This window comes from Pedococcus sp. P3_C7, assembly GCF_056402615.1.
In genome coordinates, this window is record NZ_JBFUHC010000001.1 from 489,259 (window position 1) to 512,019 (window position 22,761).

General features: G+C 70.7%; 20 protein-coding genes and 1 pseudogene. 9 read left to right on the forward strand and 12 right to left on the reverse strand.

Going from position 1 to position 22,761, the window contains the following annotated elements; all coding sequences use genetic code 11:
- Positions 1-22 precede the first annotated feature (22 nt).
- Genes pgl through tkt form a run of 6 tightly spaced genes read right to left on the reverse strand, consistent with a single transcriptional unit; the run spans position 23 to position 8,546 of the window.
- Positions 23-757: a 6-phosphogluconolactonase gene (gene pgl, locus AC1DS4_RS02290; protein ID WP_477632109.1), complete on the reverse strand. Its 735-nt coding sequence runs from the start codon at positions 755-757 to the stop codon at positions 23-25.
- Positions 754-1,962, reverse strand: a complete 1,209-nt coding sequence (gene opcA / locus AC1DS4_RS02295; protein ID WP_477632110.1) for a glucose-6-phosphate dehydrogenase assembly protein OpcA — start codon at positions 1,960-1,962, stop codon at positions 754-756. Before opcA ends, pgl begins: the two co-directional genes overlap by 4 nt.
- A gap of 55 nt (positions 1,963-2,017) precedes the next feature.
- A complete protein-coding gene (gene zwf / locus AC1DS4_RS02300; protein WP_477612823.1) occupies positions 2,018-3,562 on the reverse strand; it encodes a glucose-6-phosphate dehydrogenase in 1,545 nt (514 codons plus the stop codon).
- Entirely contained in the window at positions 3,559-5,238 is a 1,680-nt protein-coding gene (locus tag AC1DS4_RS02305) for a glucose-6-phosphate isomerase (protein ID WP_477632111.1), read from the reverse strand. The genes zwf and AC1DS4_RS02305 overlap by 4 nt, the downstream gene beginning before the upstream one ends.
- Positions 5,235-6,380, reverse strand: coding sequence for a transaldolase (gene tal / locus AC1DS4_RS02310; protein ID WP_477612825.1), 1,146 nt, complete (start codon positions 6,378-6,380; stop codon positions 5,235-5,237). Before tal ends, AC1DS4_RS02305 begins: the two co-directional genes overlap by 4 nt.
- 6 nt (positions 6,381-6,386) lie before the next feature.
- Complete coding sequence (gene tkt, locus AC1DS4_RS02315; protein ID WP_477612826.1) at positions 6,387-8,546, reverse strand: transketolase; 2,160 nt, start codon at positions 8,544-8,546, stop codon at positions 6,387-6,389.
- Positions 8,547-8,709: 163 nt separating this feature from the next.
- Here tkt and AC1DS4_RS02320 point away from each other — a divergent pair, with 163 nt between their 5' ends.
- Positions 8,710-9,660, forward strand: a complete 951-nt coding sequence (locus AC1DS4_RS02320) for a heme o synthase (RefSeq protein ID WP_477612827.1) — start codon at positions 8,710-8,712, stop codon at positions 9,658-9,660.
- Here the strand turns inward: AC1DS4_RS02320 and AC1DS4_RS02325 are convergent.
- The 6 genes from AC1DS4_RS02325 to AC1DS4_RS02350 form a co-directional block, all read right to left on the reverse strand.
- Positions 9,647-10,951: an MFS transporter gene (locus AC1DS4_RS02325; protein WP_477632112.1), complete on the reverse strand. Its 1,305-nt coding sequence runs from the start codon at positions 10,949-10,951 to the stop codon at positions 9,647-9,649. The genes AC1DS4_RS02320 and AC1DS4_RS02325 overlap by 14 nt on opposite strands.
- Positions 10,948-11,529, reverse strand: coding sequence for an ArsR/SmtB family transcription factor (locus AC1DS4_RS02330; protein WP_477612829.1), 582 nt, complete (start codon positions 11,527-11,529; stop codon positions 10,948-10,950). Before AC1DS4_RS02330 ends, AC1DS4_RS02325 begins: the two co-directional genes overlap by 4 nt.
- 54 nt (positions 11,530-11,583) lie before the next feature.
- Positions 11,584-11,772 (reverse strand): hypothetical protein, encoded by a 189-nt coding sequence (locus tag AC1DS4_RS02335; protein ID WP_477612830.1) that lies wholly within the window; start codon positions 11,770-11,772, stop codon positions 11,584-11,586.
- Positions 11,773-11,811: 39 nt separating this feature from the next.
- The gene (locus AC1DS4_RS02340; RefSeq protein ID WP_477632113.1) at positions 11,812-12,735 is read right to left on the reverse strand and encodes a COX15/CtaA family protein; all 924 of its coding nucleotides are present in this window, start codon (positions 12,733-12,735) and stop codon (positions 11,812-11,814) included.
- A gap of 235 nt (positions 12,736-12,970) precedes the next feature.
- Positions 12,971-13,744, reverse strand: a complete 774-nt coding sequence (locus tag AC1DS4_RS02345) for an ABC transporter permease (RefSeq protein ID WP_477612832.1) — start codon at positions 13,742-13,744, stop codon at positions 12,971-12,973.
- Positions 13,741-14,451, reverse strand: coding sequence for an ABC transporter ATP-binding protein (locus AC1DS4_RS02350; protein WP_477612833.1), 711 nt, complete (start codon positions 14,449-14,451; stop codon positions 13,741-13,743). Before AC1DS4_RS02350 ends, AC1DS4_RS02345 begins: the two co-directional genes overlap by 4 nt.
- A 169-nt stretch (positions 14,452-14,620) precedes the next feature.
- Between AC1DS4_RS02350 and AC1DS4_RS02355 the strand changes: the two genes are divergently transcribed.
- From AC1DS4_RS02355 to sufC, 8 genes and pseudogenes are all read left to right on the forward strand, one after another.
- Positions 14,621-14,794: a hypothetical protein gene (locus tag AC1DS4_RS02355; protein ID WP_477612834.1), complete on the forward strand. Its 174-nt coding sequence runs from the start codon at positions 14,621-14,623 to the stop codon at positions 14,792-14,794.
- A gap of 105 nt (positions 14,795-14,899) precedes the next feature.
- On the forward strand, positions 14,900-15,094 hold the full coding sequence (locus AC1DS4_RS02360) for a hypothetical protein (protein WP_477612835.1): 195 nt from the start codon (positions 14,900-14,902) through the stop codon (positions 15,092-15,094).
- Between the two features lie 13 nt (positions 15,095-15,107).
- Positions 15,108-18,146 (forward strand): helix-turn-helix transcriptional regulator, encoded by a 3,039-nt coding sequence (locus AC1DS4_RS02365; RefSeq protein WP_477632114.1) that lies wholly within the window; start codon positions 15,108-15,110, stop codon positions 18,144-18,146.
- 140 nt (positions 18,147-18,286) lie between these two features.
- A pseudogene (locus AC1DS4_RS02370) lies at positions 18,287-18,343 on the forward strand (hypothetical protein); the annotation flags it as partial.
- 654 nt (positions 18,344-18,997) lie between these two features.
- A complete protein-coding gene (gene sufB / locus AC1DS4_RS02375; RefSeq protein WP_477612838.1) occupies positions 18,998-20,419 on the forward strand; it encodes a Fe-S cluster assembly protein SufB in 1,422 nt (473 codons plus the stop codon).
- On the forward strand, positions 20,416-21,618 hold the full coding sequence (gene sufD, locus AC1DS4_RS02380; RefSeq protein ID WP_477612839.1) for a Fe-S cluster assembly protein SufD: 1,203 nt from the start codon (positions 20,416-20,418) through the stop codon (positions 21,616-21,618). The genes sufB and sufD overlap by 4 nt, the downstream gene beginning before the upstream one ends.
- Positions 21,615-21,971, forward strand: a complete 357-nt coding sequence (locus AC1DS4_RS02385) for a non-heme iron oxygenase ferredoxin subunit (protein WP_477632115.1) — start codon at positions 21,615-21,617, stop codon at positions 21,969-21,971. Before sufD ends, AC1DS4_RS02385 begins: the two co-directional genes overlap by 4 nt.
- Before the next feature lie 24 nt (positions 21,972-21,995).
- Complete coding sequence (gene sufC / locus AC1DS4_RS02390) at positions 21,996-22,754, forward strand: Fe-S cluster assembly ATPase SufC (protein ID WP_477612841.1); 759 nt, start codon at positions 21,996-21,998, stop codon at positions 22,752-22,754.
- Positions 22,755-22,761 lie beyond the last annotated feature (7 nt).

Genomic DNA, 22,761 nt, shown 5'->3' on the forward strand with positions numbered 1-22,761 from the left:
GCCCTTCGTCATGTGGTCGAACTCAGGTGGGGAGGTCGGTCGCAGAGTCCGCGTCGACGAGCCAGATCGTCTCGCGTAGGCCGCGCACCTGCGCCGCGCTGGACAGCTCTGGCCCAGCCCCCTCGACTCCGTTGCGCACCGCCTCGGCCTTGTCCGCGCCGGCCACCAGGAACCACACGCGGTCGGACCGGCTGAGGCACTCGAAGGTGAGCGACACACGGTCCGGAGGTGGCTTGGGCGAGTCGTGCACGGCGACGGCGATTGCCTCGGTGGTCAGCTGGGCGGGATGCCCGGGAAAGAGCGATGCGACGTGGCCGTCGGGACCGACGCCGAGGATCATGATGTCGAACTCGCCCCCACCACTGCCACGCACCGCTGCCGAGTACCGCTCCGCGCTGTCCTCGACCGAGTCGCTGGCGTCAGGCCCGGCGACGCGGTGGACCTTGGCCTGGTCGAGCCCGAGGCGGTCCAGCCCAGCGGCATCGTTCTGGGTGTCGTTGCGGTCGGCGTCCCCGGCGGGCAGGTAGCGCTCGTCTCCCCACCACACCGAGACCCTCGACCAGTCGACCGCCGTGTGGGCCGGCACCTGGAGGATCGAGGCGATGATCGCCGAGCCGAGCGAGCCACCCGTCAGCGACACGTGGGGTGCGCGTCCGGCGGCCTGCAGGTCGAGCAGGGCCGTGACGAGCCGCGCGGCGCCGGCGTCGGCCACCGCCTGCTTGTCGGGGTGGACGACCACAAGCGCCGCGGCGCTCATGCCTTGCCTGACTTGACGCCCGTCGAGGACTTGACGGCCTTCGCCGGCTTGGCGGCCTTGGCCGCCTTCGCCTTGCTGGTGGTGCCGGAAGTCGTGGCCTTGGCGAGCTTGCGGGCCGCTGCCTTCTTGACGACAGCCGTGTCGGACGTGGACGCCGGGGTCGCTGCCTGGACCATCTCCGAGCTGGCTGTCTTGGCACTGGCTCGGGCGATCCTGCGTGACTCGCGCTCGGCCTCCTTGACCGAGGGCGCCTCGCCCTCGCGGACGGCCTCGCTGGCGGTCACCGTCTTGGTGCCGATCCGTGCGAGCCCGCTGCGGATCGCCTCCTCGTAGATCTCGTCCGGGTCGAGCCGACGCAGCTCGTCGGCCAGGCATTCGGCGGTGGCACGGCGGGCCAGGGAGATGCGTCGGACGGGTTGCCCGGGCTGGCTCAGCGTGGCGATGGCGCCGTCGGGTCGGACCAGGTCGATGGCGCCGCTGCGGCGCTCGAGCCGGACGCTGACCATGCCGGTGCCCGAACGTGAGCGAGCCCGGCGGACCGGACAGCGCAGCGTCTGGGCGAGCCAGGCGGCCAGCAGGTCCGTCGACGGGGAGTCCGAGCCGCCGGTCACGGTTGCCTCGGTCACCGGCTCGAACGGTGGCTGGTCCATCGCGGCGGCGAGCAGTCCCCGCCAGAGGGTCACGCGCGTCCAGGCCAGGTCGGTGTCGCCCCGGGTGTAGGTGCCAGCCCGTGCCTGGAGCGCGGACCGCGGGTGCTTGGCCTCTGCGGCATCGGTGATGCGCCGCTGGGCCATCGAACCGATCGGGTCCTGCGCCAGGTGCGTGGGGGCATCGGTGGGCCACCAGGCCACGACGGGAGAGTCGGGCAGCAGCAGGGGGATGACGACGCTGCGCCCATGGTCGGTCAGGGCACCGTAGAGCCGGAGCACCACGACCTCGCTGGCTCCCGCGTCGCCGCCCACGCGGATCTGGGCGTCGATGCGCGACTGGCCACGCTTGTTGCCGATGACCACGGCGATGATCCGGCACGGGTGCTGCCGGCTGGCGTCGTTGGCGGCCTGGATGGCCTCCTCGGCATCCTGCTCGTCGACGACGATCAGCAGGGTGAGGACGCGACCCAGGGCCATCGCCCCGGTGTCCTGGCGCAGGGCGACCAGCTTCTTGCTGATCGCGACGGTGCTGGTGCTGGGCAGGTCGACGATCACCGGGGTCCCCGATCAGTGTCGGAGGAGCGCAGCGGGGGAGAACTGTGTGGGGTGCTCATGGCATCCTCCAGACACGGCCGTCACGGTGCATCATCTCGTCGGCAGTGGCCGGACCCCAACCACCGGCGACGTAGGGCTCGACCGTGCTGCGCTGTTTGGCCCAGTAGGCCTCGACCGGGTCGAGGATCTCCCAGGAGAGCTCGACCTCCTCGTGCCGAGGGAACAGCGGCGGGTCCCCGAGCAGCACGTCGAGGATGAGGCGCTCGTAGGCCTCCGGACTGGACTCGGTGAAGGCACGGCCGTAGCCGAAGTCCATGGTCACGTCGCGCACCTCCATCTGGGCCCCCGGCACCTTGGCGCCGAACCGCATCGTGATGCCTTCGTCGGGCTGGACGCGGATGACGATGGCGTTCTGGCCGAGCTCCTCGGTCGCGGTGTCGTTGAACGGCAGGTGCGGCGCCTTCTTGAAGACGACGGCGATCTCCGTGACCCGTTTGCCGAGCCGCTTGCCGGTGCGCAGGTAGAACGGGACGCCGGCCCAACGGCGGGAGTCGATCTCGACCTTCATGGCGGCATACGTCTCGGTGCGCGACTCCTTGGCGACACCGTCCTCGTCGAGGTAGCCGATGACCTGCTCGCCGCCCTGCCACCCGCCTGCGTACTGGCCGCGGGCGGTGGACTTGCCGAGGTCCTTGGGGTGCCGCACCGCCGAGAGCACCTTTTCCTTCTCGGAGCGGAGGTGCTCCGCCGCGAACGAGACCGGCTCCTCCATCGCGGTCAGGGCGAGGAGCTGGAGCAGGTGGTTCTGGATCACGTCGCGGGCCGCGCCGATGCCGTCGTAGTAGCCGGCCCGTCCACCGATGCCGATGTCCTCGGCCATGGTGATCTGCACGTGGTCGACGTAGTTGGCGTTCCAGACCGGTTCGAACATCTGGTTGGCGAAGCGCAGGGCCAGCAGGTTCTGGACGGTCTCCTTGCCGAGGTAGTGGTCGATGCGGAACACCGCGTCAGGCGGGAAGACACCCTCGACGATGTCGTTGAGCTCGCGTGCGCTCGTGAGGTCGTGGCCGAAGGGCTTCTCGATGACCACGCGACGCCACGCGTCCGCCTCGGGCTTGCTCAGCCCGGACCGCTCGAGCTGTTCGCACACGACGGAGAAGGACGACGGCGGGATCGACAGGTAGAACGCGAGGTTGCCACCGGTGCCGCGCTCGTGCTCGAGGTTCTTGACCGTCTGGGCGAGCAGGTCGAAGGACGTCGGGTCGTCGAAAGTGCCTGGCACAAAACGGAATCCCTCGGCCAGGTTGCGCCACACGCTCTCGCGGAACGGTGTGCGGGCGTGCTGCTTGACCGCGTCGTAGACGATCTTGCCGAAGTCCTGGTCCGCCCAGTCGCGACGGGCGAAACCGACGAGCGAGAAGCCCGGAGGAAGCAGCCCACGATTCGCCAGGTCGTAGATCGCCGGCATGAGCTTCTTGCGCGCGAGGTCCCCGGTGACGCCGAAGAGGACCAGGCCGCAGGGGCCGGCGATGCGGGGGAGTCGCTTGTCACGAGGATCGCGCAGGGGGTTGCTGTCCTGCGTCACCCGCGTTGGGCTCATGTGGTGCCTTCCGATGGGGCCAGCGAGGGAGCCAGTTCCGTGAGGGCTTGGGTGACCTGCGCCACGCCGGCGTCGTGCTCGGTCAGGTGCAGCAGCAGCACCGGACGACCGTGCTCGGCGAGGACCTGGGCGTCGCCGGCGGCCTGGGAGGCGATGAAGTCACCCAGGCTGAACTCGCGTCCGGGGATCGCCAGGTCCTCGTGCGGTGCGGTCGTGATCTGGAGGTAGACGCCGGTCGCCGGCCCACCCTTGTGGAACTGACCGGTCGAGTGCAGGAAACGGGGACCCCACCCGAACGTCGTGGGACGTCCGGTATGCCGTGCCAGGCCGGGGCGCACGTCGGCGAGGGCCGCGTCCGTGAGCCGGTCGAGGTAGGCCATCACCGCGACGTAGCCGTGCTCGGGGTCGAGCTGGTCGAACAGTGCGGTGAGGGCCTCGGGGACGGTCCTGGCGCCGCCGAGCCATTCGCCGCCGAGGGAGCGGATCTCCACTGCTCGTTCGGTGGCGGCGGGAGCCTCGGCGCTGCCGATGCCCTGGTCCAGCAGCGCACGGGCCGCCTTCTTGGCGCTCTCCACATCGGGCTGGTCGAACGGGTTGATGCCGAGCAACCGTCCGGCGGCGGCGGTCGCCACCTCCCACAGGAGGAGCTGGGCCCCGAGCGGGCCGCTGACGGCGACCTCGGAGCGGCTGGCGTCGGCCTCGCCCTGGGGATCTGCTCCAAGGGTGAGATCGTCGTCGGAGTCACCGACCAGCCGGGCGACGGTGACATCACGCGCCGGCCAGGCCACCTCGGGGTCGGAGTCGCCACCGACGACGACGGGCAGGATGCCGGTGCCCTGTTTGCCGGTGCTCTCGGCGATGAGCTGCTCCGCCCAGTCGGCGAAGCCCACGATGCCCGACCCGTCGTCGACGATGACGAACTTGTCGCGCAGGGGATCGGTGCCCGCCATGGCGGCGGCCAGGCGCAGGCCGGGGTTGGCGTCGTCGTCGGCGCTGAGCACGTCGGCCACGGCTTCGGCATCGTCGAGCAACACCTCGATGTCAGCTCCGGCGAGGCCGGAGGGAACCAGGCCGAAGGCCGTCAGCGCCGAGTAGCGACCGCCGACGTTGGGGTCGGCGTTGATGACCCGGTAGCCGCTGGCGCGCGACTCCTCGTCGAGCGGGCTGCCCGGGTCCGTCACGATGACGATCCTCGTGGTCGGGTCGATGCCCTTCTCCGCGAACGCCGCCTGGAACACGCGGCGCTGCGAGTCCGTCTCCACGGTCGATCCCGACTTGCTGGAGACGACAACGACAGTCCGTTCCAGGTCGGTGATCGCGGCCCGCACCATGTCGGGCTGGGAGGAGTCGAGGACGACGAGGTCGACGCCCGCCGTCGCACAGATCACCTCAGGGGCAAGGGACGAACCACCCATGCCACACAGGACCACCCGGTCCACGCCCTCACCGCGGAGCTGCTCGCGCAACGCCGCGATCTCCCCGAGCAGAGGCCGGGACGACCGGGGCAGGTTGACCCAGGACAGGCGGATCGCCGACTCGGACTCGGCTTCCGGCCCCCAGAGAGTCGCGTCCTGGGCGAAGAGCTTGCTCGCGAACTGGACCCCGACGAGGTCGGCCACCTTGGTGGCGATGGCATCGGCAGCGGCGCCTGATGCCACCACGCCGAGTGAGCTCACTGGTCGCCCTTGCCAGACTGCTCCACGTCGGCACGAGCGAGGTCGAGGTCGGACTGTGCCTCGTCCAGCAGCTCGCCCCAGGAGACCTCGAACTTGTCGACGCCCTCGCGCTCGAGCTGGGCGGTCACGTCGGCGTAGGAGATCCCGAGGCCCTCCAAGGCGTCCAGCACCCCACCAGCGTCCTGGTAGGTGCCGGTGACGGTGTCACCGGTGACCTCGCCGTGGTCGATGACCGCGTCCAGGGTCTTCTCGGGCATCGTGTTGACGGTGTTGGGGGCCACCAGCTCGGTGACGTAGAGGGTGTCGGAGTAGGCCGGGTCCTTCACGCCGGTCGAGGCCCACAGGGGGCGCTGGGCGTTGGCGCCGTCGTCGGCGAGGTTCTTCCAGCGCGGGGTCGCGAAGACCTCCTCGAAGGCCTGGTAGGCCAGGCGGGCGTTGGCCACGGCGGCCTTGCCCTTGAGGGCCTTGGCCTCGTCGGTACCGATGGCGTCGAGCCGCTTGTCCACCTCGGTGTCCACCCTCGACACGAAGAAGGACGCGACCGAGTGGATCTGCGACAGGTCCTTGCCGCCCTCACGAGCCTGCTCGAGCCCGGTGAGGAAGGCGTTCATCACCCCGCGGTAGCGGTCGAGCGAGAAGATCAGGGTCACGTTGACGCTGATGCCCTCGGCCAGGGTCTGGGAGATGGCCGGCAGCCCCTCGACGGTGGCCGGTATCTTGATGAGGACGTTCGGGCGGTCGACGGCGGCGTAGAGCTCCTTGGCCTGGTCCACCGTCTTGGCGGTCTCGTGGGCCAGCCGCGGGTCGACCTCGATCGACACGCGGCCGTCGACGCCGTTGGTCGAGTCGTACAGCGGACGCAGGATGTCGCAGGCGTTGCGGACGTCCTCGGTCGTCAGGCCGAACACCGTCTCGTCGACCGTCTTGCCCTGGGCGGCGTACGTGCGCAGGTCGGCGTCGTAGCGGTCTCCCTTGGCCAGCGCGGCCTGGAAGATCGAGGGGTTCGTGGTGACCCCCACGACGCCCTTGGTGTCGATGAGCTCCTGGAGGTTGCCGGTCTCGAGGCGCTCGCGGGACAGGTCGTCGAGCCAGACGGAGACGCCGTTGTCGGCAAGGGCCTTGAGTGCTGCGTTGTCAGTCATTTCTGTTCACTTTCCCTTGACGGTCTTGAGGGACTTCTTGGCCGCCGCCACGACAGCGGCAGGAGTGAAACCGAACTCGCGAAAGAGGGTCGCCGCATCTGCGGAGGCGCCGAAGTGGTCGATCCCGATGATCTCGCCGGCGTCGCCGACGATGTCGCGCCAGCCCTGCGGCACGCCCGCCTCGACGGAGACCCGGGCCTTGACGGCTGCGGGCAGGACCTTCTCGCGGTAGGCCGGGGTCTGCTCGTCGAACCACTCACGGCAGGGCATCGAGACGACGCGAGTCGCGACACCCGACTCCTCCAGCGTCTCGCGAGCGGAGACAGCCAGCTGCACCTCGGAGCCGGTCGCGACGAGGATGACGTCGGGGGTGGCCTTGCTCGACTCGAAGAGGATGTAGGCGCCCTTGGCCACCCCACTGACCTTGCCGGCCACCGTGCGGTCGACGATCGGCAGGTTCTGGCGACTGAGCGCCAAACCGGCCGGCCGCTTGTTCTTGAGGACGGCGACCCAGGCGGCGGCCGTCTCGTTGGCGTCCGCCGGCCGCACCACGTCGAAGGACGGGATGGCGCGCAGCGCCGCAAGGTGCTCGATCGGCTGGTGGGTCGGACCGTCCTCGCCGAGCCCGATGGAGTCGTGGGTCCAGACGAAGGTCACTGGCGCCTGCTGGATCGCGGCGAGCCGCACGGCGGGGCGCATGTAGTCGGAGAAGACGAGGAAGGTGCCGCCATAGGGGCGGGTCAGGCCCTCGAGGGCGATGCCGTTGAGGATCAGCCCCATCCCGAACTCGCGGATGCCGAAGTGCAAGGTCCGTCCGTAGGGACCGCCGGACCACTCGCGGGTCTGCTTCGACTTGGGGATGAACGAGGGCTGCCCGTCCATCGTGGTGTTGTTGGACTCGGCGAGGTCCGCCGACCCACCCCAGAGCTCGGGGACCGCGTCGGCCAGGGCGCCGAGGACCTTGCCCGAGGCGGCTCGCGTCGCGATGCCCTTGGGGTCTGCCGCGAAGGTCGGCACGGCCTTCTCGAACCCGTCGGGCAGGTCACCCGCGACAAGCCGGTCGAGCAGGGCCGCCCGCTCGGGCTGGGCCTTGCGCCACGCGGCATACCCCTTGTCCCACGCCTTGTGGGCGGCCTTGCCACGCGCCCCGACCTTGCGGGTGTGGGAGATCAGCGGGCGAGGGACCTCGAAGGTCTTGGCCGGGTCGAAGCCGAGCAGCTCCTTGGTGGCGGCGATCTCGGGGTCGCCGAGGGCCGAGCCGTGCGACTTGCCGGTGTCCTGCTTGGTCGGTGCGGGCCAGGCGATGATGGTGCGGAGCACCACGAACGTGGGCTTCCTGGACGTGCGGCTCTTCTCCAGGGTGGCGAGCAGCTGGTCGACGTTCTCGACGTAACCACCGCTGGTGCCGTCACCACGCCAGTCGATCGTGACGACGTTCCAGCCGTAGGCCTCGTAGCGCTTGCCGACGTCCTCGGAGAAGGAGATCTCGGTCTTGTCCTCGATGGAGATGGTGTTCTGGTCGTAGATGACGGTGAGGTTGCCGAGCTCCTGGTGGCCGGCCAGCGCTGACGCCTCGTGGCTGACGCCCTCCATGATGTCGCCGTCGGACGCCATCACCCAGATGTGGTGGTCGAACGGGCTGGTCCCGGGCTTTGCGTCCGGGTCGAACAGGCCGCGCTGGCGACGCTGTGCCATCGCCATGCCGACGGCCGAGGCGAGGCCGGAACCCAGCGGGCCAGTGGTGATCTCGACCCCCTTGGTGTGGTGCACCTCCGGGTGGCCGGGCGTCAGCGAACCCCAGGTGCGCAGCGCCTTGAGGTCGTCGAGCTCGAGGCCGTAGCCGGACAGGTAGAGCTGGATGTACTGAGTGAGGCTCGAGTGGCCACAGGACAGCACGAACCGGTCGCGGCCGAGCCAGTGCGGATCGGACGGGTCGTGGCGCATCACGTTCTGGTAGAGCAGGTATGCCGCGGGGGCCAGGCTCATCGCCGTGCCCGGGTGGCCGTTGCCGACCTTCTGGACGGCGTCCGCGGCAAGCACCCTGACGGTGTCGACGGCACGGACGTCCAGGTCGGTCCAGCCGGCCTTGCGCGCGACCGGCGGACGCAGTGAGCTGCTGCGTTTCCGGGCGGGCTGGGACTTGGCGGAACGAGTGGTGGTAGGCACGAATGGTTCTCCTCACACTGAGCTGCACAGGCGGCGCACGACGACGATCCGAGACTAGTCCCGGAGGTGATCCGCGTCGCATCCAGTCCCGTCCACAGGACATCGCCGGGCCGGGGATAGACTGACCCGGCCAGCCGCCCCTGCACCACCCACGAAGGACGCCGTGACCGCACTCGATCCGTCTGCCCGGATCTCCGCGTCTTCGGCCCCGGGTCGCAGACGCAAGGCAGCGGCATACCTCGCGCTCACCAAGCCCCGCATCATCGAGCTGCTGCTGGTGACGACGGTGCCGGTGATGTTCTTGGCGCACAAGGGAATTCCCTCGCTCTGGCTTATCGTGGCCACCCTCGTCGGTGGTGCGCTCAGTGCCGGCGCCGCCAATACGTTCAACTGTGTCTACGACCGCGACATCGACGCGGAGATGCACCGCACGAGCAACCGTCCGATGGTGACCGGCGAGATCAGCCCGCGTGAGGGGCTGGTGTTCGGGGTGGTCCTCACCGTCGTCTCGACCGTGTGGTTCGCCGTGGTCGTCAACTGGCTCTCGGCGGCCCTCTCGCTCGGCGCCATCGTCATGTATGCCGTGGGCTACACGATGATCCTCAAGCGCCGCACCGCGCAGAACATCGTCTGGGGCGGCGCGGCCGGCTGCATGCCCGTCCTCATCGGCTGGTCGGCAGTGGCGAACTCGGTGTCGTGGTCGGCCGTGATGCTGTTCCTGGTCATTTTCTTCTGGACGCCTCCGCACTACTGGCCGCTGTCGATGAAGTTCAAGGACGACTACGCCGCGGCCCACGTGCCGATGCTGCCGGTGGTCGAGAAGTTCGTCGTCGTGGCCCGCCAGATCGTGGCCTACTCCTGGGCGATGGTGGCCGTGTCGCTCGCCCTGGTGTGGGTGAACCCGATGGGCTGGATCTACCTCGGCACGGCACTGGTCACCGGGTTGCTGTTCCTGCTCGAGGCGCACCGCCTGCTGCGCGTCGCCAGGACCGGTGCGGACCCCCAGGCGCTCAAGCCGATGCGGCTGTTCCACTTCTCGATCACCTACGTGGGCATCCTGTTCCTCGGTGTTGCCGTCGACCCGTTGCTCTACCTGCCGGTCATCTCTCGCTGACGCTGACGGCCGGATCCCTGACCTCGGCCACAGGGCCGGGCATCTCGCGCAGTCCGCGCAGCGGGCTCCACCACATCGACAGGCAGGCCACCACGTGGATGGCCGCCATCACCGCGATGGTCGGGCGCAGCCCCAAGGTGCTGCCCAGGGCGCCGGCCGCGATGCCGGCCAGCGGCATGGTGCCGTAGTTGATGACCTGCATGGTCGTGACCTGTCTGGCCACCATGTGCTCGGGCACGTAGCGGTTGCGCCAGGCACCGCGGATCACGTTGCCCGCGACCACGCCGACGCCCACGAGGAGCATTCCCGCGACCAGGGCGACCAGACCGGCGCCCGGAGCGCCGAGCGGCACCAGCAGGGCGGGTGGCCCGGCCAGCACCTGCAGGGCGAGCAGGGCCCGCGCCGAGCCGAGCCGGTGCGAGACGCGGGTCGCGACGGCCGCCCCGATGACGCCGCCCAGCGAGCCCACGGCCATCACCAGGCCGACCGCCCCCGAGCCGAGGTCGACCTCCCGGACCAGGAACAGGACGAGGAGCGCCGCGTAGCCGGTGAGGCCGAAGTTGCTCATGCCGCCCATCACCATGAAGAAGCGCATGATCCGGTCGTGGCGGATGTAGTCCATGCCCTCGCGGATGCGTCGGGCCAGCGATGCCACCTCGACGTCCTCCGCCAGGTGGGGCTCGGCGGCGGGCAGCTTCAGCCGCCAGAGGCACACCGCCGACACGAGGAAGCTGACCGCGTCGACGAGGATGCCCCCGGCCGTGGAGATCGCCTGGGCGAGGAGACCGCCCACCCCGGGGCCGGCGACCTGCACGGCCGACTCGGTGCCGAACAACCGTGCGAACGCAGCCTCCTGCTGTTCGCGCCGGGCGACCTGCCGCACCAACGCCGGGTAGGCGGCGCGGAAGTAGACGGTGCACACGCCGTTGCAGAAGGCCGCGACCGCGAGATGGGGGAGCGTGAGCACGTCGAGGAGCCAGGCGACCGGAACGCTGGCCAGCGTCAGGGCCGCGACGAGGTCGCTCACGACCATGACGCGGCGGGCCGGCAGCCGGTCCACCCAAGCGCCGGCGGGGAGCCCGATGAGCAGCCACGGCACCCAGGCCGCCGCCGTCAGCGCACCCATCCAGCCGGGGCCGGCGTCGAAGCCGACGACGGCCAGGAGCGGGAGCAGGACCGAGGTGGTGGCGTTGCCGAGGACGCTGACGCCCTCGCCGAACCAGAGCAGGCTGAAGTTCCGGTTGCGGGCCAGTGGGGGAGGCGGGGCAACCGGTGTGGTGTGGGTCGTCATGGCTGGGCCGGGAACCCTCGGGCGAAGACGAACACCGACTCGCGCTCGACGCCGTCGTCAGGCACCTCGCGCTGCGACCACCGCATCAGCACGTCGACCATCTCGTCGGCCACCTGCTGCAGCTCGTCGGGGGAGACCTTCATCCAGTTCTGGGTGGCGAAGGAGACGGCGTCCCACTCGGGGACGGACGCGGCGTTGGCGTTCCACTCACGGGTGCGGTCGAACTGGCGCTGGAGGGCCAGCGCCTCGGCGGCGTAGGCGGCCGTGACTGCTGCGGTGTCGTCGGCGAAGTCGGCGCGCGACCAGCGCGTGCCGGGGTCGACCAGGCGCCACCAGCGTTCGCGGCGGTCCTTGGCGAGCTCGGGTGCCTCCTCGACCAGGCCGGCCTCGTGCAGCACCTTGAGGTGGTGGCTGGCACTGCCGACGGCCTGCCCGGTGCGGGCGGCGAGGGCGGAGGCGGTTGACGGGCCGTCGACCTTGAGCGCGTCCATCATCCGCGAGCGGAACGGGTTGGCCATCGCCGCGAGGGCCTTGGCCTCGGTGACGGTCCTGACTCCTGGGCGTTGTTTGGCGGGCATGTGCACAAGACTATTTGCACAACGAAGGTTGCACAAGAGTCCTTGTGGAATGGTCTAGCGCACGCAGCCGATCGGCGTCTGGCCCACGGTGGAGAGGCTGGCCGCCTGGGGTGAGGCGCCGTAAACGGCGCAGTCCTCACCAGAGCCGCGCACCGACCACCACATCGCAAGGGTGGCCAGGAGCAGCATGATCGCCACGAGCTGCCCTGCGTGGCCACGGAGCACGTCCGCTTGAGGTCTCATGGCCCGAGTGTGCTCTTCGGGGCTCGTCCTGGGTAGGGGTCAGTGCGCGCGGAGTCGCACCATGGCGCGGGTCAGCGTCACCACCAGCACGGTGGCCAGGAACATGTGCACCAGGACGACGACCCACGGCAGTCCGGTGAGGTACTGCGTGTAGCCGACCACACCCTGGGCGAGGGTCACGACGAGCACCACGGCCCAGGCGCGGCCGGGAGCCGCGGGCCCGTCGCCCAGCCGGCTCGCGATCCACATCGCGACCACCAGTCCGACGAACAGCATCACGGCATCGGCATGCAGCCAGGAGATGGTGCGCGGGTCGAGGCCGAACCGGGCCGGCTCGTCGGCGTCGCCCGAGTGCGGACCCGAGCCGGTGACGACGGTGCCGAGGATCAGCACGACCGCAGCCACCGCACAGGTGGCCCAGCCCAGCCGTTGGACGAGGGGGTGCACGACCAGCGGCCGTGGCCCGGCCGGCTCCGGTGCGCGGAAGACGAGGTAGGCCGAGGTGGCGACGAGGCACATCGACACCAGGAAGTGGGCCGAGACGGTGAACGGGTTGAGGCCGGTGCGCACCGTGATCCCGCCGAGCACCGCCTGGACGCCCACCCCGGCCAGGACGACGAAGGCCGGCACGAGCAGGTCGCGACGGCGCGCGGCCCAGCGCCACACGGCATACAGGGTCGCGATCGCGGCGATGCTCACCACACTGGTCAGGGTCCGGTTGCCGAACTCGATGTAGCGGTGCCACCCCTCGGCCTGGTGGGGGACCGGGGTGTAGGACCCGGGCACGCACTGCGGCCACGTGGGGCAGCCGAGCCCACTGCCGGTCAGGCGGACCAGTCCGCCGGTGACGACGATGAGCACCTCGACGACCAGGTTGGCGAGCAGGATCCTGGGCAGCCACACCCGTCCGGCGGAGGCCACCGGTGCGGCGATGGTGGAGGTCGAGGCTGGTGCTGCGGTCACGCAACGAGGGTACGGCTCAGGGCGGACCCTGACGCGGTTGGGGGAGTCCCCTCATGGTGCGCGGGCTCGCCCGCTGGCTGACTGGACCCATGGAGACCAACACGTGGCGGGCGGGGGTCGCGGCGGGGTACGCGACACTCCTGGTGGTGGCGGTGGCGACGGCGCGACCGTGGTGGCTCGTCGGTCTGCTGGCCCTGGTGACGGTGGTGTGCTGGACCAGGGCCGGCGCGACGAGTCAGTCGCTCCAGCGGAAGAACCGGCGTGCCAGCACCGTCGCCGCGAGAGCCCAGAGCGTCATCACGAGCCAGGCGCCCGGCAGCATCCGACCCTCGACCAGCGCGGCGCGCAGGCTGTCACCGAGCGCTGCCGACGGCAGCAGGGCAACGGCGCTGGCGAACCTGTCCGGGAGCTCGGTGCCGGCGATGACGACCCCACCGAGGGCGAGCAGGGCGACCCACAGCAGGTTGGCGACGGCCAGCACGCCTTCGGCGCGCAGCGTGCCCCCCAGGAGCAGGGCCAGAGCCACGAAGGCCCACGTTCCCAGCACGAGGGAGAGGAGTGCCGCGGGTATGCCGCGCAGCGTCGGCTCCCAGCCGAGCGCCAGCCCCAGCGCTCCGATGACGACCACCTGCACGGCGACCACGCAGAGCACCGCGGCGGCCTTGGCGAGCACCAGCCCCGTGCGGCCGAGCGGCGTGACGCCGAGCAGTCTCAGCACGCCGTAGCGGCGGTCGAAGCCGGTCGCGATGGCCTGGCCGGTGAAGGCCGAGGAGATCACGCACAGCGCGAGGACACCCGGAACGGCCAGGTCGACCCGGCGCCCGTCCCCGAGCGAGATGGACTGCGCGTGGACGAGGGCCACGAGTACGGCCGCCGGGAGGAGGACGGCCACGAGCAGCTGCTCTCCGTTGCGCAGCAGCGTCACCGCCTCGAACCGGGCCTGGGCCAGGACCCGGGCAGCGGGCGCCGCCGGCGCAGCCTGCGCGGTGGGGGCGGAGGCGGCGGTCATGCGACCGACCTCCCCGTCAGGGCGAAGTAGCGGTCCTCGAGCCGGTCCCCGCCGGTGACGGCGTCGAGCGACCCCTGGGCGACGACGGCACCGGCGGCGACGACGACGATGTGGTCGGCCAGCCGCTCGGCCTCCTCGAAGGAGTGCGTGGTGAGCACGACTGCCGCGCCCCCGTCGGCCAGGGACCGCACGAGCTCCCACACGTCGAGGCGCGCGTGCGGGTCCAGGCCGGCACTGGGCTCGTCGAGGAACGCCACCTCGGGACGACCGACCAGGGCTGCCGCCAGCGCCACGCGTTGCCGCTGACCCCCGGACAGCCGACGCACCGAGGTGCCGGCGAACTCGTCGATCCCGAGGCGCTGGACGAGGGGGTCGAGGGGCGCGGGCGCGGCATACATCGACGAGAGGTGGCGCAGCAGCCGCAGTGGACGGGCGGATGCGGGCAGCCCGCCGTCCTGGAGCATCACGCCGACTCGTGCACGGTGGGCGGGGCCGGCGTTCCACGGGTCGGTGCCCAGCACGCGGACCTGACCCGCGTCCGGCCGGCGCAGCCCCTCGCAGCACTCCACCATCGTGGTCTTGCCGGCGCCGTTGGGCCCCAGCACTGCCGTCACCGCACCGCGCTCGGCCTGCCACGAGGCGCCGTCCAGGGCGACCACGCTGCCGTAGCGCTTGGCGAGACCGGAGACGAGGACAGCGGGTGGCACGCCCTGAGTCTAGGTCCGGGACGCAGCACCCCCTGAGGGGGGCCGGGCACCTCAGAACAGTCGCGTGTCGATCGAGGGATGGGCGACTTCCCCATGTGGAGGGGTGCCTCAGAGGCGAACTGTGGAGGCATCAACCACGAGGAACACCAAGGCACGAAGGAGCACGGCCATGAGTCTCACCGCCCACCCGTACATCGTCCTCGCCGAGCAGCAGTGGAAGCAGGAGAGCCTGTCCGGCGCCAACCTCGCCCGCCGCCAGCCCCGGCCAACGCGCAGGCGCCGCGACTGGCACCTGCCGCGGCCGCTGGGGCAGTCGGTCCGCCACACCCCGCGCCCGGTCTGAGGCCCCCTGAGGCAGGTGCGGCCACAGATAAGGCACCCGCCCCATGTGAACGCCTGCCTCAGACGGTCAGGTTTGAGGACACACCACCACCAGAAGGAGCACAGCATGAGCATCAACGCAGACCCGCTGTTCGTCGCCGCCGAGGTTGCCTGGCGCACCGAGAGGCTGTCGACCGGGCTGGCCAGCGCCGTCCCCGCACGGCACCACGGCCACGCCATCCGCACCGCCCTCGGCCGGGTCGTGCACTCGCACCGTCACGGTCAGGGCGCCGCCCGCACCGGCTCGGCTCGGGTCGCCTGACGGCGGCCGCCCGATGGCGACCACGCTCGACGTCGACACCCACCGCGGCGACCGTCACCCAGCCGAAGCCCACCACGCCGAAACCCACGACACCCTGTCGGAGCCCTCCGACATAATCGGTGTCGTGGGTTTCGAGCGTTCGGCTGCCGGGTTGTTCGTCGGACGTGACGACGAGGCGACCAGGCTCGCCACGCTCCTCGGCATCGACGGTCCGTCAGGCACGGGCCTGGTGCTGCTGTCCGGTGATGCCGGGATCGGCAAGACCCGCATCCTCGCCGAGGTCGCGGCGCGCGCCAGGGCCCAGGACTGGACGGTGCTGGTCGGGCACTGTCTGGGTGAGGCCGGCCAGTCGCTGCCCTACCTGCCGTTCATCGAGGTCCTCGGGCGACTCGAGAGCACCTCGCCGGACGTTCTCGACCGCGTCCTGAAGGCGCACCCGGGGCTGTCCCGGTTGGTCCCCGCCCGCCGCACCGATCCCAACCCCGACGAGGCCGCGGATGCGGCGCTCGACCGCGGCGACCTCGTCGAGGCGGTCCACGCCGCTCTCGACGACCTGGCTTCCGACGCGCCGATCCTGCTCGTGGTGGAGGACGTCCACTGGGCCGACCAGTCCTCCCGCGACCTGTTGACGCTGCTGTTCACGAGGGGTTTCGCCCGTCGGGTGAGCATCGTGGCGTCATACCGCAGCGACGACCTGCACCGGCGCCACCCGTTGCGGACCACGCTCGCCCACTGGTCCCGGCTGGCCGAGGTCGAGCGGCTCGACCTCGCCCCGCTCGGCGACGACGCCGTCCGAGCGCTGGTCCGAGGGCTGCAGTCCCAGCCGCTGCCCGAGGACCAGGTGCGTCAGGTGGTCGAGCGGGCCGAGGGCAACGCGTTCTTCACCGAGGAACTGGTGGCCGCGACGGCGCTCGGGGGGTCCGGCCTGGCCGAGGACCTGTCCCGACTGCTGCTCGTGCGCTTCGACCAGCTCGAGACCTCGGGGCAGCACGTGGTCCGGGTGGCTTCGGCCGCCGGACGCCACGTGTCGCACCGGCTGCTGGCGGCCGTCGCCGGTCTCGGCGAGGCCGACCTCGACGCGGGCCTGCGAGACGCGGTCGAGCACCACGTCCTGGTCCCCACGGACACCGGCGGCTACGCCTTCCGCCACGCCCTCTTGGGCGAGACGGTCTACGACGACCTGTTGCCCGGCGAGCGGGTCCGTGCCCACGAGAGGTATGCCGCCGCCCTGGCGCAGGACCGCTCGCTCGGCACCTGGGCAGAGCTGGCCCGGCATGCCACCGCTGCGGGCCAGCGCGAGCAGGCGCGCGAGGCCAGCGTGCAGGCGGGCGACTCCGCCTTGCGCATGGCCGGGCCGGAGGAGGCCTTCCGCCACTTCAAGAACGCCCTGGCGCTGATGCCCGAGAGCGACCCCGACTGTGACGCGGTGACGTTGCGAGCGGCCGCGGCCGCCACCGCGGTCGGGCGCGTCCTCAAGGCGCTCGAGCTGCTCGAGGAGCGACTGGCCCGCCGAGGCCCACGAGCCGACCCGGCCGGGCGTGCCGAGCTGTTGGCCGCCCTGGCGACGACGGCGCGGATCACCGAGAGCACGCTCGACACGCTGGCGGCGACCAAAGAGGGCCTCGGCCTGCTCGACGGTGTCGACGAGGAACACCCCCAGATCCGGGCCCGGCTGCTCGCGGCCAAGGTGCAGGCCCTCGCCGACCGTGGGCGTGACGGCGAGGCGATCGCCGCCGTCGACGAGGCAGTCGCTGCCGCCGAGGCGTCCGGGTTGCACGACGTGGCCGACGAGGTGCGGGTCGTGGAGGCGCGCATCCTCGAACGCGCCGGCGATCCCGAGACCTCCCGGGCCACCCTCGAGCGGATCATCGCGACCTCCAGGACTCCCGGCGACCCTGCCGAGGTCCGGGCCTACCACCACCTCGGCTGGCTGCACCACCGCGCGGGACGCCTCGACGAGGCGGTCGACGTCTACCGGCGTGGGGTCGAGCGCGCCCGCGGTGCGGGGCGGCCCTGGGCCCCCTATGCCTTCGACGGCCGGTTGCTCGCCGGGATCGCCGCCTACGAACGGGGCCGGTGGTCGGAGGCCCTCGAGATCCTCGACGTCTCGAGCGAGGTCCCGCCCGAGCCCGCCCGCTCCATGCTCATGGGGGCGCGGATGTACGTCGCCGCGGCTCAGGGGGACTTCTCTGCCGTGGCGGGGTACGAGGCGTCCCGGCCGTGGTGGGAACAGGAGGGCCTGGTCCCTCTGCTGGCGGGCAGCGCCGCCATCGACCTCTACGGTCACGCCGACGACCTCGCCTCTGCCATCAGGGTGCACGACGAGGTGGTCGACGTGCTGAACCGTGTCTGGTACCCCCTGTTCCAGGGTCAGCTGCGGCTGGACGCCCTGCTGCTCGGCCAGCTGGGCAGCCACATCCAGCGGGTGCCGACCTCGGATCGCGCAGCCCTGTTGTCACGGGGCGCCGAGCTGGCCGAGTCCGCATCGCAGGTCTGGGACCGCGCGACGACGCGGCCCGGCAACGACGGACCCGAGTCCACCGCCTGGAGGGCGCGCGCCCGGGCCGAGGCCCTGCGGCTGGAGTGGCTGGGGGGAGCCGAGGTCGACCCCGCGCCCCTCGTCGAGGCCTGGCAGAACGCGGTGGACACCTTCGACGCCTACGGGCATCCCTACGAGGCAGCGCGCTCACGGGCCCGCCTCGGCACCATCCTGAAGTCGACCGGCGACCCGCGCGGCTCGGACGAGCTCAAGGCCGCGCTCGAGGTGGCCCAGCGGCTCGGAGCCGAACCGCTCCGGGCCGAGATCCGGCTCGGTGGGGGAGTCCGGACCACGCCGAAGGCGGCCTCACGGCTCGGTGAGGCCCTCACGAGCCGTGAGGCCGAGATCCTCGCGCTGGTCGCCCTCGGCCGCAGCAACCGGCAGATCGGCACCCAGCTGTTCATCAGCGCCAAGACCGCCAGCGTGCACGTGTCCAACATCATCGCCAAGCTCGGGGTGGCCGGCCGGGGCGAGGCGGTGGCCGTCGCGCGAGAGCGTGGCCTGCTGGGCTGAGCGAGGGTTAGGTTCACCTTGCTTTCCCTTGCGCCGGGTATTTACGTAACATCGGCGTTGTGAATATCCCGGTGTCCGTCGCGACGACCCACGGGGCCCCTGCGGTCCTGGAGTCACGCACGCGCGACCGGATCCTCCAGGTGATCAGCGAACGCGGTCCCATCACGGCCGCGACGCTGGCCCTGGACCTCGGGCTCACCGCCCCCGCCGTGCGTCGTCACCTCGAGAACCTCGAGGACGCCGGCCTCATCGCCACGCACGAGGTGGCCCCCGGTGTTCGCGGTCGCGGCCGCCCGGCACGCTCGTTCGTGTTGAGCGACGCGGGCCACCAGGGCCTCGAGTCCGACTACGACCACCTGGCCACCGAAGCCCTGCGGTTCCTGTCGCGGGAGTCCGGCCAGGACGCAGTGCGCCGGTTCGCCGAGTCACGCGTGGCCGAGCTCGAGGGCCGGTATGCCGCCGAGCTGGCTGCCGCCGGCCCCGGCACCGCCGCACGCGTGGACGCCCTCGTCGGCGCCCTCACGCGCGACGGTTTCGCCGCCTCGGCCCGCCCCGTGGGCGAGCCGGGCTCCACGAGCCCGTTCACCGGCATACAGCTGTGCCAGGGGCACTGCCCCGTCCAGCACGCGGCTCGGGAATTTCCGCAGTTCTGTGACGCTGAGACTGATGCGTTCTCGCGGCTGCTCGGCGTGCACGTGCAGCGCCTGGCGACGCTCGCCCACGGAGACCACGTCTGCACGACGTTCGTCCCGACCAGCAAGCCCGTCACCTCCAAGCCCGCCACGACCACCACAACCACCACCACGACTGCTGTCACACCAACACCTGCTACCAACAGAAGGGGCCACGCGATGAGCACCAACATCGAGGAGCGGAACCCGGGTCTGAAGGACCTGGGACGCTACGAGTACGGCTGGGCCGACAGCGACACCGCTGGCGCCACGGCCAAGCGTGGCCTCAACGAGGACGTCGTGCGCGACATCTCCGGCCGCAAGAGCGAGCCCCAGTGGATGCTCGACCTGCGGCTGAAGTCGCTGCGCCTGTTCGGCAAGAAGCCGATGCCCAACTGGGGCAGCGACCTCACCGGCATCGACTTCCAGAACATCAAGTACTTCGTGAAGTCGACGGAGAAGCAGGCGACCTCGTGGGACGAGCTTCCCGAGGACATCAAGAACACCTACGACCGGCTGGGCATCCCGGAGGCCGAGAAGCAGCGCCTCGTCTCCGGTGTCGCGGCGCAGTACGAGTCCGAGGTCGTCTACCACCAGATCCGTGAGGACCTGGAGGAAAAGGGTGTCATCTTCGTCGACACCGACACCGGCCTGCGCGAGCACGAGGACCTGTTCCGCGAGTACTTCGCGTCGGTCATCCCCGCCGGTGACAACAAGTTCGCCGCGCTCAACACCGCCGTCTGGTCGGGTGGCTCGTTCATCTACGTCCCGCCTGGCGTCCACGTCGACATCCCCCTGCAGGCCTACTTCCGGATCAACACCGAGAACATGGGCCAGTTCGAGCGCACGCTGATCATCGCCGACGAGGGCTCCTACGTGCACTACGTCGAGGGCTGCACCGCACCGATCTACAAGTCCGACTCGCTGCACTCCGCGGTCGTCGAGATCATCGTGAAGAAGAACGCCCGCGTTCGGTACACGACCATCCAGAACTGGTCCAACAACGTCTACAACCTCGTCACCAAGCGGGCGACCGCGGCCGAGGGCGCGACGATGGAGTGGATCGACGGCAACATCGGCTCCAAGGTCACCATGAAGTACCCGGCGGTCTTCCTCCTCGGCGAGCACGCCAAGGGTGAGACGCTGTCCATCGCCTTCGCGGGTGAGGGTCAGCACCAGGACGCCGGCGCCAAGATGGTGCACGCGGCCCCCAACACCTCCTCGACCATCGTCTCCAAGTCGGTGGCCCGTGGCGGCGGGCGCACGTCCTACCGCGGACTCGTGCAGATCCTCGAGGGTGCCCACGGCTCCCGCTCGAGCGTGGTCTGCGACGCCCTGCTGGTCGACACGATCAGCCGCTCGGACACCTACCCCTACGTCGACATCCGCGAGGACGACGTGACGATGGGCCACGAGGCGACCGTCTCCAAGGTGTCCGAGGACCAGATGTTCTACCTCATGTCCCGCGGGATGACCGAGGAAGAGGCCATGGCCATGATCGTGCGCGGGTTCGTCGAGCCCATCGCGCGTGAGCTGCCCATGGAGTACGCCCTCGAGCTCAACCGCCTGATCGAGCTCCAGATGGAAGGAGCAGTGGGTTGAGCCTGCTGGCCCAGAAGAACCCCGAAGCGCCGGCGGGGTCCCACGAGGACTCCGCCGCCGCATTCGTCCCCGACCAGTCGAGGGCCGAGCGCAAGACCTCGTATGCAGTGGACGACTTCGCCGTCCCCGGTGGCCGAGAGGAGGCGTGGCGGTTCACCCCGGTGGACCGGCTGTCCGCACTCTTCCAGGTCGCGCCCACCCAGGCCGACAAGGTCACCGTCGACATCCAGGCGCCAGCCGAGGTGACCACCTCGCTGGTGGACCCGAGGTCTGCCGGCGTGCTGGTCCCCGCCGACCGCGCCGCCGCGGTCGCGTGGGCCGGTGAGGCGCAGGCGACCCAGGTGTCCATCCCGGCCGAGTCGGAGCTCGCCGAGCCGGTGCGGATCACCGTCACCGCGACGGACTTCGCCCGCGTCAACGGCCACCTCGTCATCGACGCCGGGCGCCACAGCAAGGCCACCGTGGTGCTCACGCACCGCGGGTCGGCCGAGTGCGGGGCCAACGTCGAGCTCAAGGTCGGCGACGGCGCGGACCTGACCTTCGTCACGGTGCAGGAGTGGGACGACGACGCCCACCACGTCACCCAGAACGACGCCCTGATCGGTCGCGACGCCCGCCTGCGCCACATCGCCGTGACCCTCGGCGGCAAGGTCGTCCGGGTCTCGACGAACGCCCGCTACTCGGGCCCCGGTGGCTCCTTCGAGGGGCTCGGCGTCTACTTCGCCGACGCCGGTCAGCACCAGGAGCACCGCCTCTTCGTCGACCACGAGGCGCCGCACTGCCACTCCAACGTCGAGTACAAGGGCGCGCTCCAGGGCGACACCGCCCACACCGTGTGGGTGGGTGACGTGCTCATCCGTGCCAGCGCCGAGGGCACCGACACCTACGAGCTCAACCGCAACCTCGTGCTCACCGAGGGTGGTCGCGCCGACTCCATCCCGAACCTCGAGATCGAGACCGGCGAGATCGTCGGTGCCGGACACGCCTCGGCGACCGGCCGCTTCGACGACGAGCAGCTGTTCTACCTCATGGCACGCGGCATCCCCGAGGACGTCGCCCGCCGGCTGGTGGTCCGCGGTTTCTTCGCGAGCATCGTCGCCCGCATCGGGGTCCCCGAGATCTCCGAGCACCTCATGGAGGTCATCGACGCCGAGCTCGGCGCGGTGCCCGGCATCGCGGCGATCGAGGACGTCGCGTGAGCGCCGTCTCCGAGCTGGTGCCCGACGAGGTCGAGTTCGTGCGCGTCTGCCGCGTCGACGAGCTCCCGGAGCGGGGCGCGGCTGCCGCGGACATCAACGGCACGATCATGGCGATCATCCGCACCGAGAGCGGCGAGATCCACGCGGTCGACGACACCTGCAGCCACGCCAACGTCTCCCTGTCCGAGGGTGAGCTGGACGGCTGCACGCTGGAGTGCTGGCTGCACGGCTCCCGGTTCGACATCCGCACCGGCGAGCCCTCCGGGCCGCCCGCGATCGTGCCGATCAACGTCTACCCCGTCCGGGTCGAGAACGACGAGGTCTTCGTCAGCCCGACCCCCTTGAACGCCTGACCACAGAAGGAAAACGAGAAAACCATGGCAACACTTGAGATTCGTGGCCTGACGGTCACCGTCGACGTCGAGGACGGCACCAAGGAGATCCTGCGCGGGGTCGACCTGACCGTGAAGTCCGGCGAGACCCACGCGATCATGGGCCCCAACGGCTCGGGCAAGTCCACGCTGGCCTACTCGATCGCCGGCCACCCCAAGTACACGGTCACCGGCGGCACCGTCACCCTCGACGGTGAGGATGTGCTGGCCATGAAGGTGGACGAGCGCGCCCGCGCTGGCCTGTTCCTCGCCATGCAGTACCCCGTCGAGGTCCCCGGCGTGACCGTCAGCAACTTCCTGCGCACAGCCAAGACCGCCATCGACGGCCAGGCCCCCAAGCTGCGCACCTGGGTCAAGGACATGAAGGGCGCCATGGAGGCGCTGCGGATGGACCCGACGTTCGCCGAGCGCAACGTCAACGAGGGTTTCTCCGGTGGCGAGAAGAAGCGCCACGAGATCCTCCAGATGGAGCTGCTCAAGCCCTCCATCGCGATCCTCGACGAGACCGACTCCGGCCTGGACGTCGACGCCCTGCGCGTGGTCTCCGAGGGTGTCAACCGGGCCAAGCAGAACAGCGAGGTCGGCGTCCTGCTCATCACGCACTACACGCGGATCCTGCGCTACATCAAGCCCGACTTCGTGCACGTCTTCGTCGACGGCCGGATCGTGGAGGAGGGCGGCCCCGAGCTGGCCGACCGCCTCGAGGCCGAGGGCTACGACCGCTACCTCGCCACCCAGGCCTGAGCGCAAC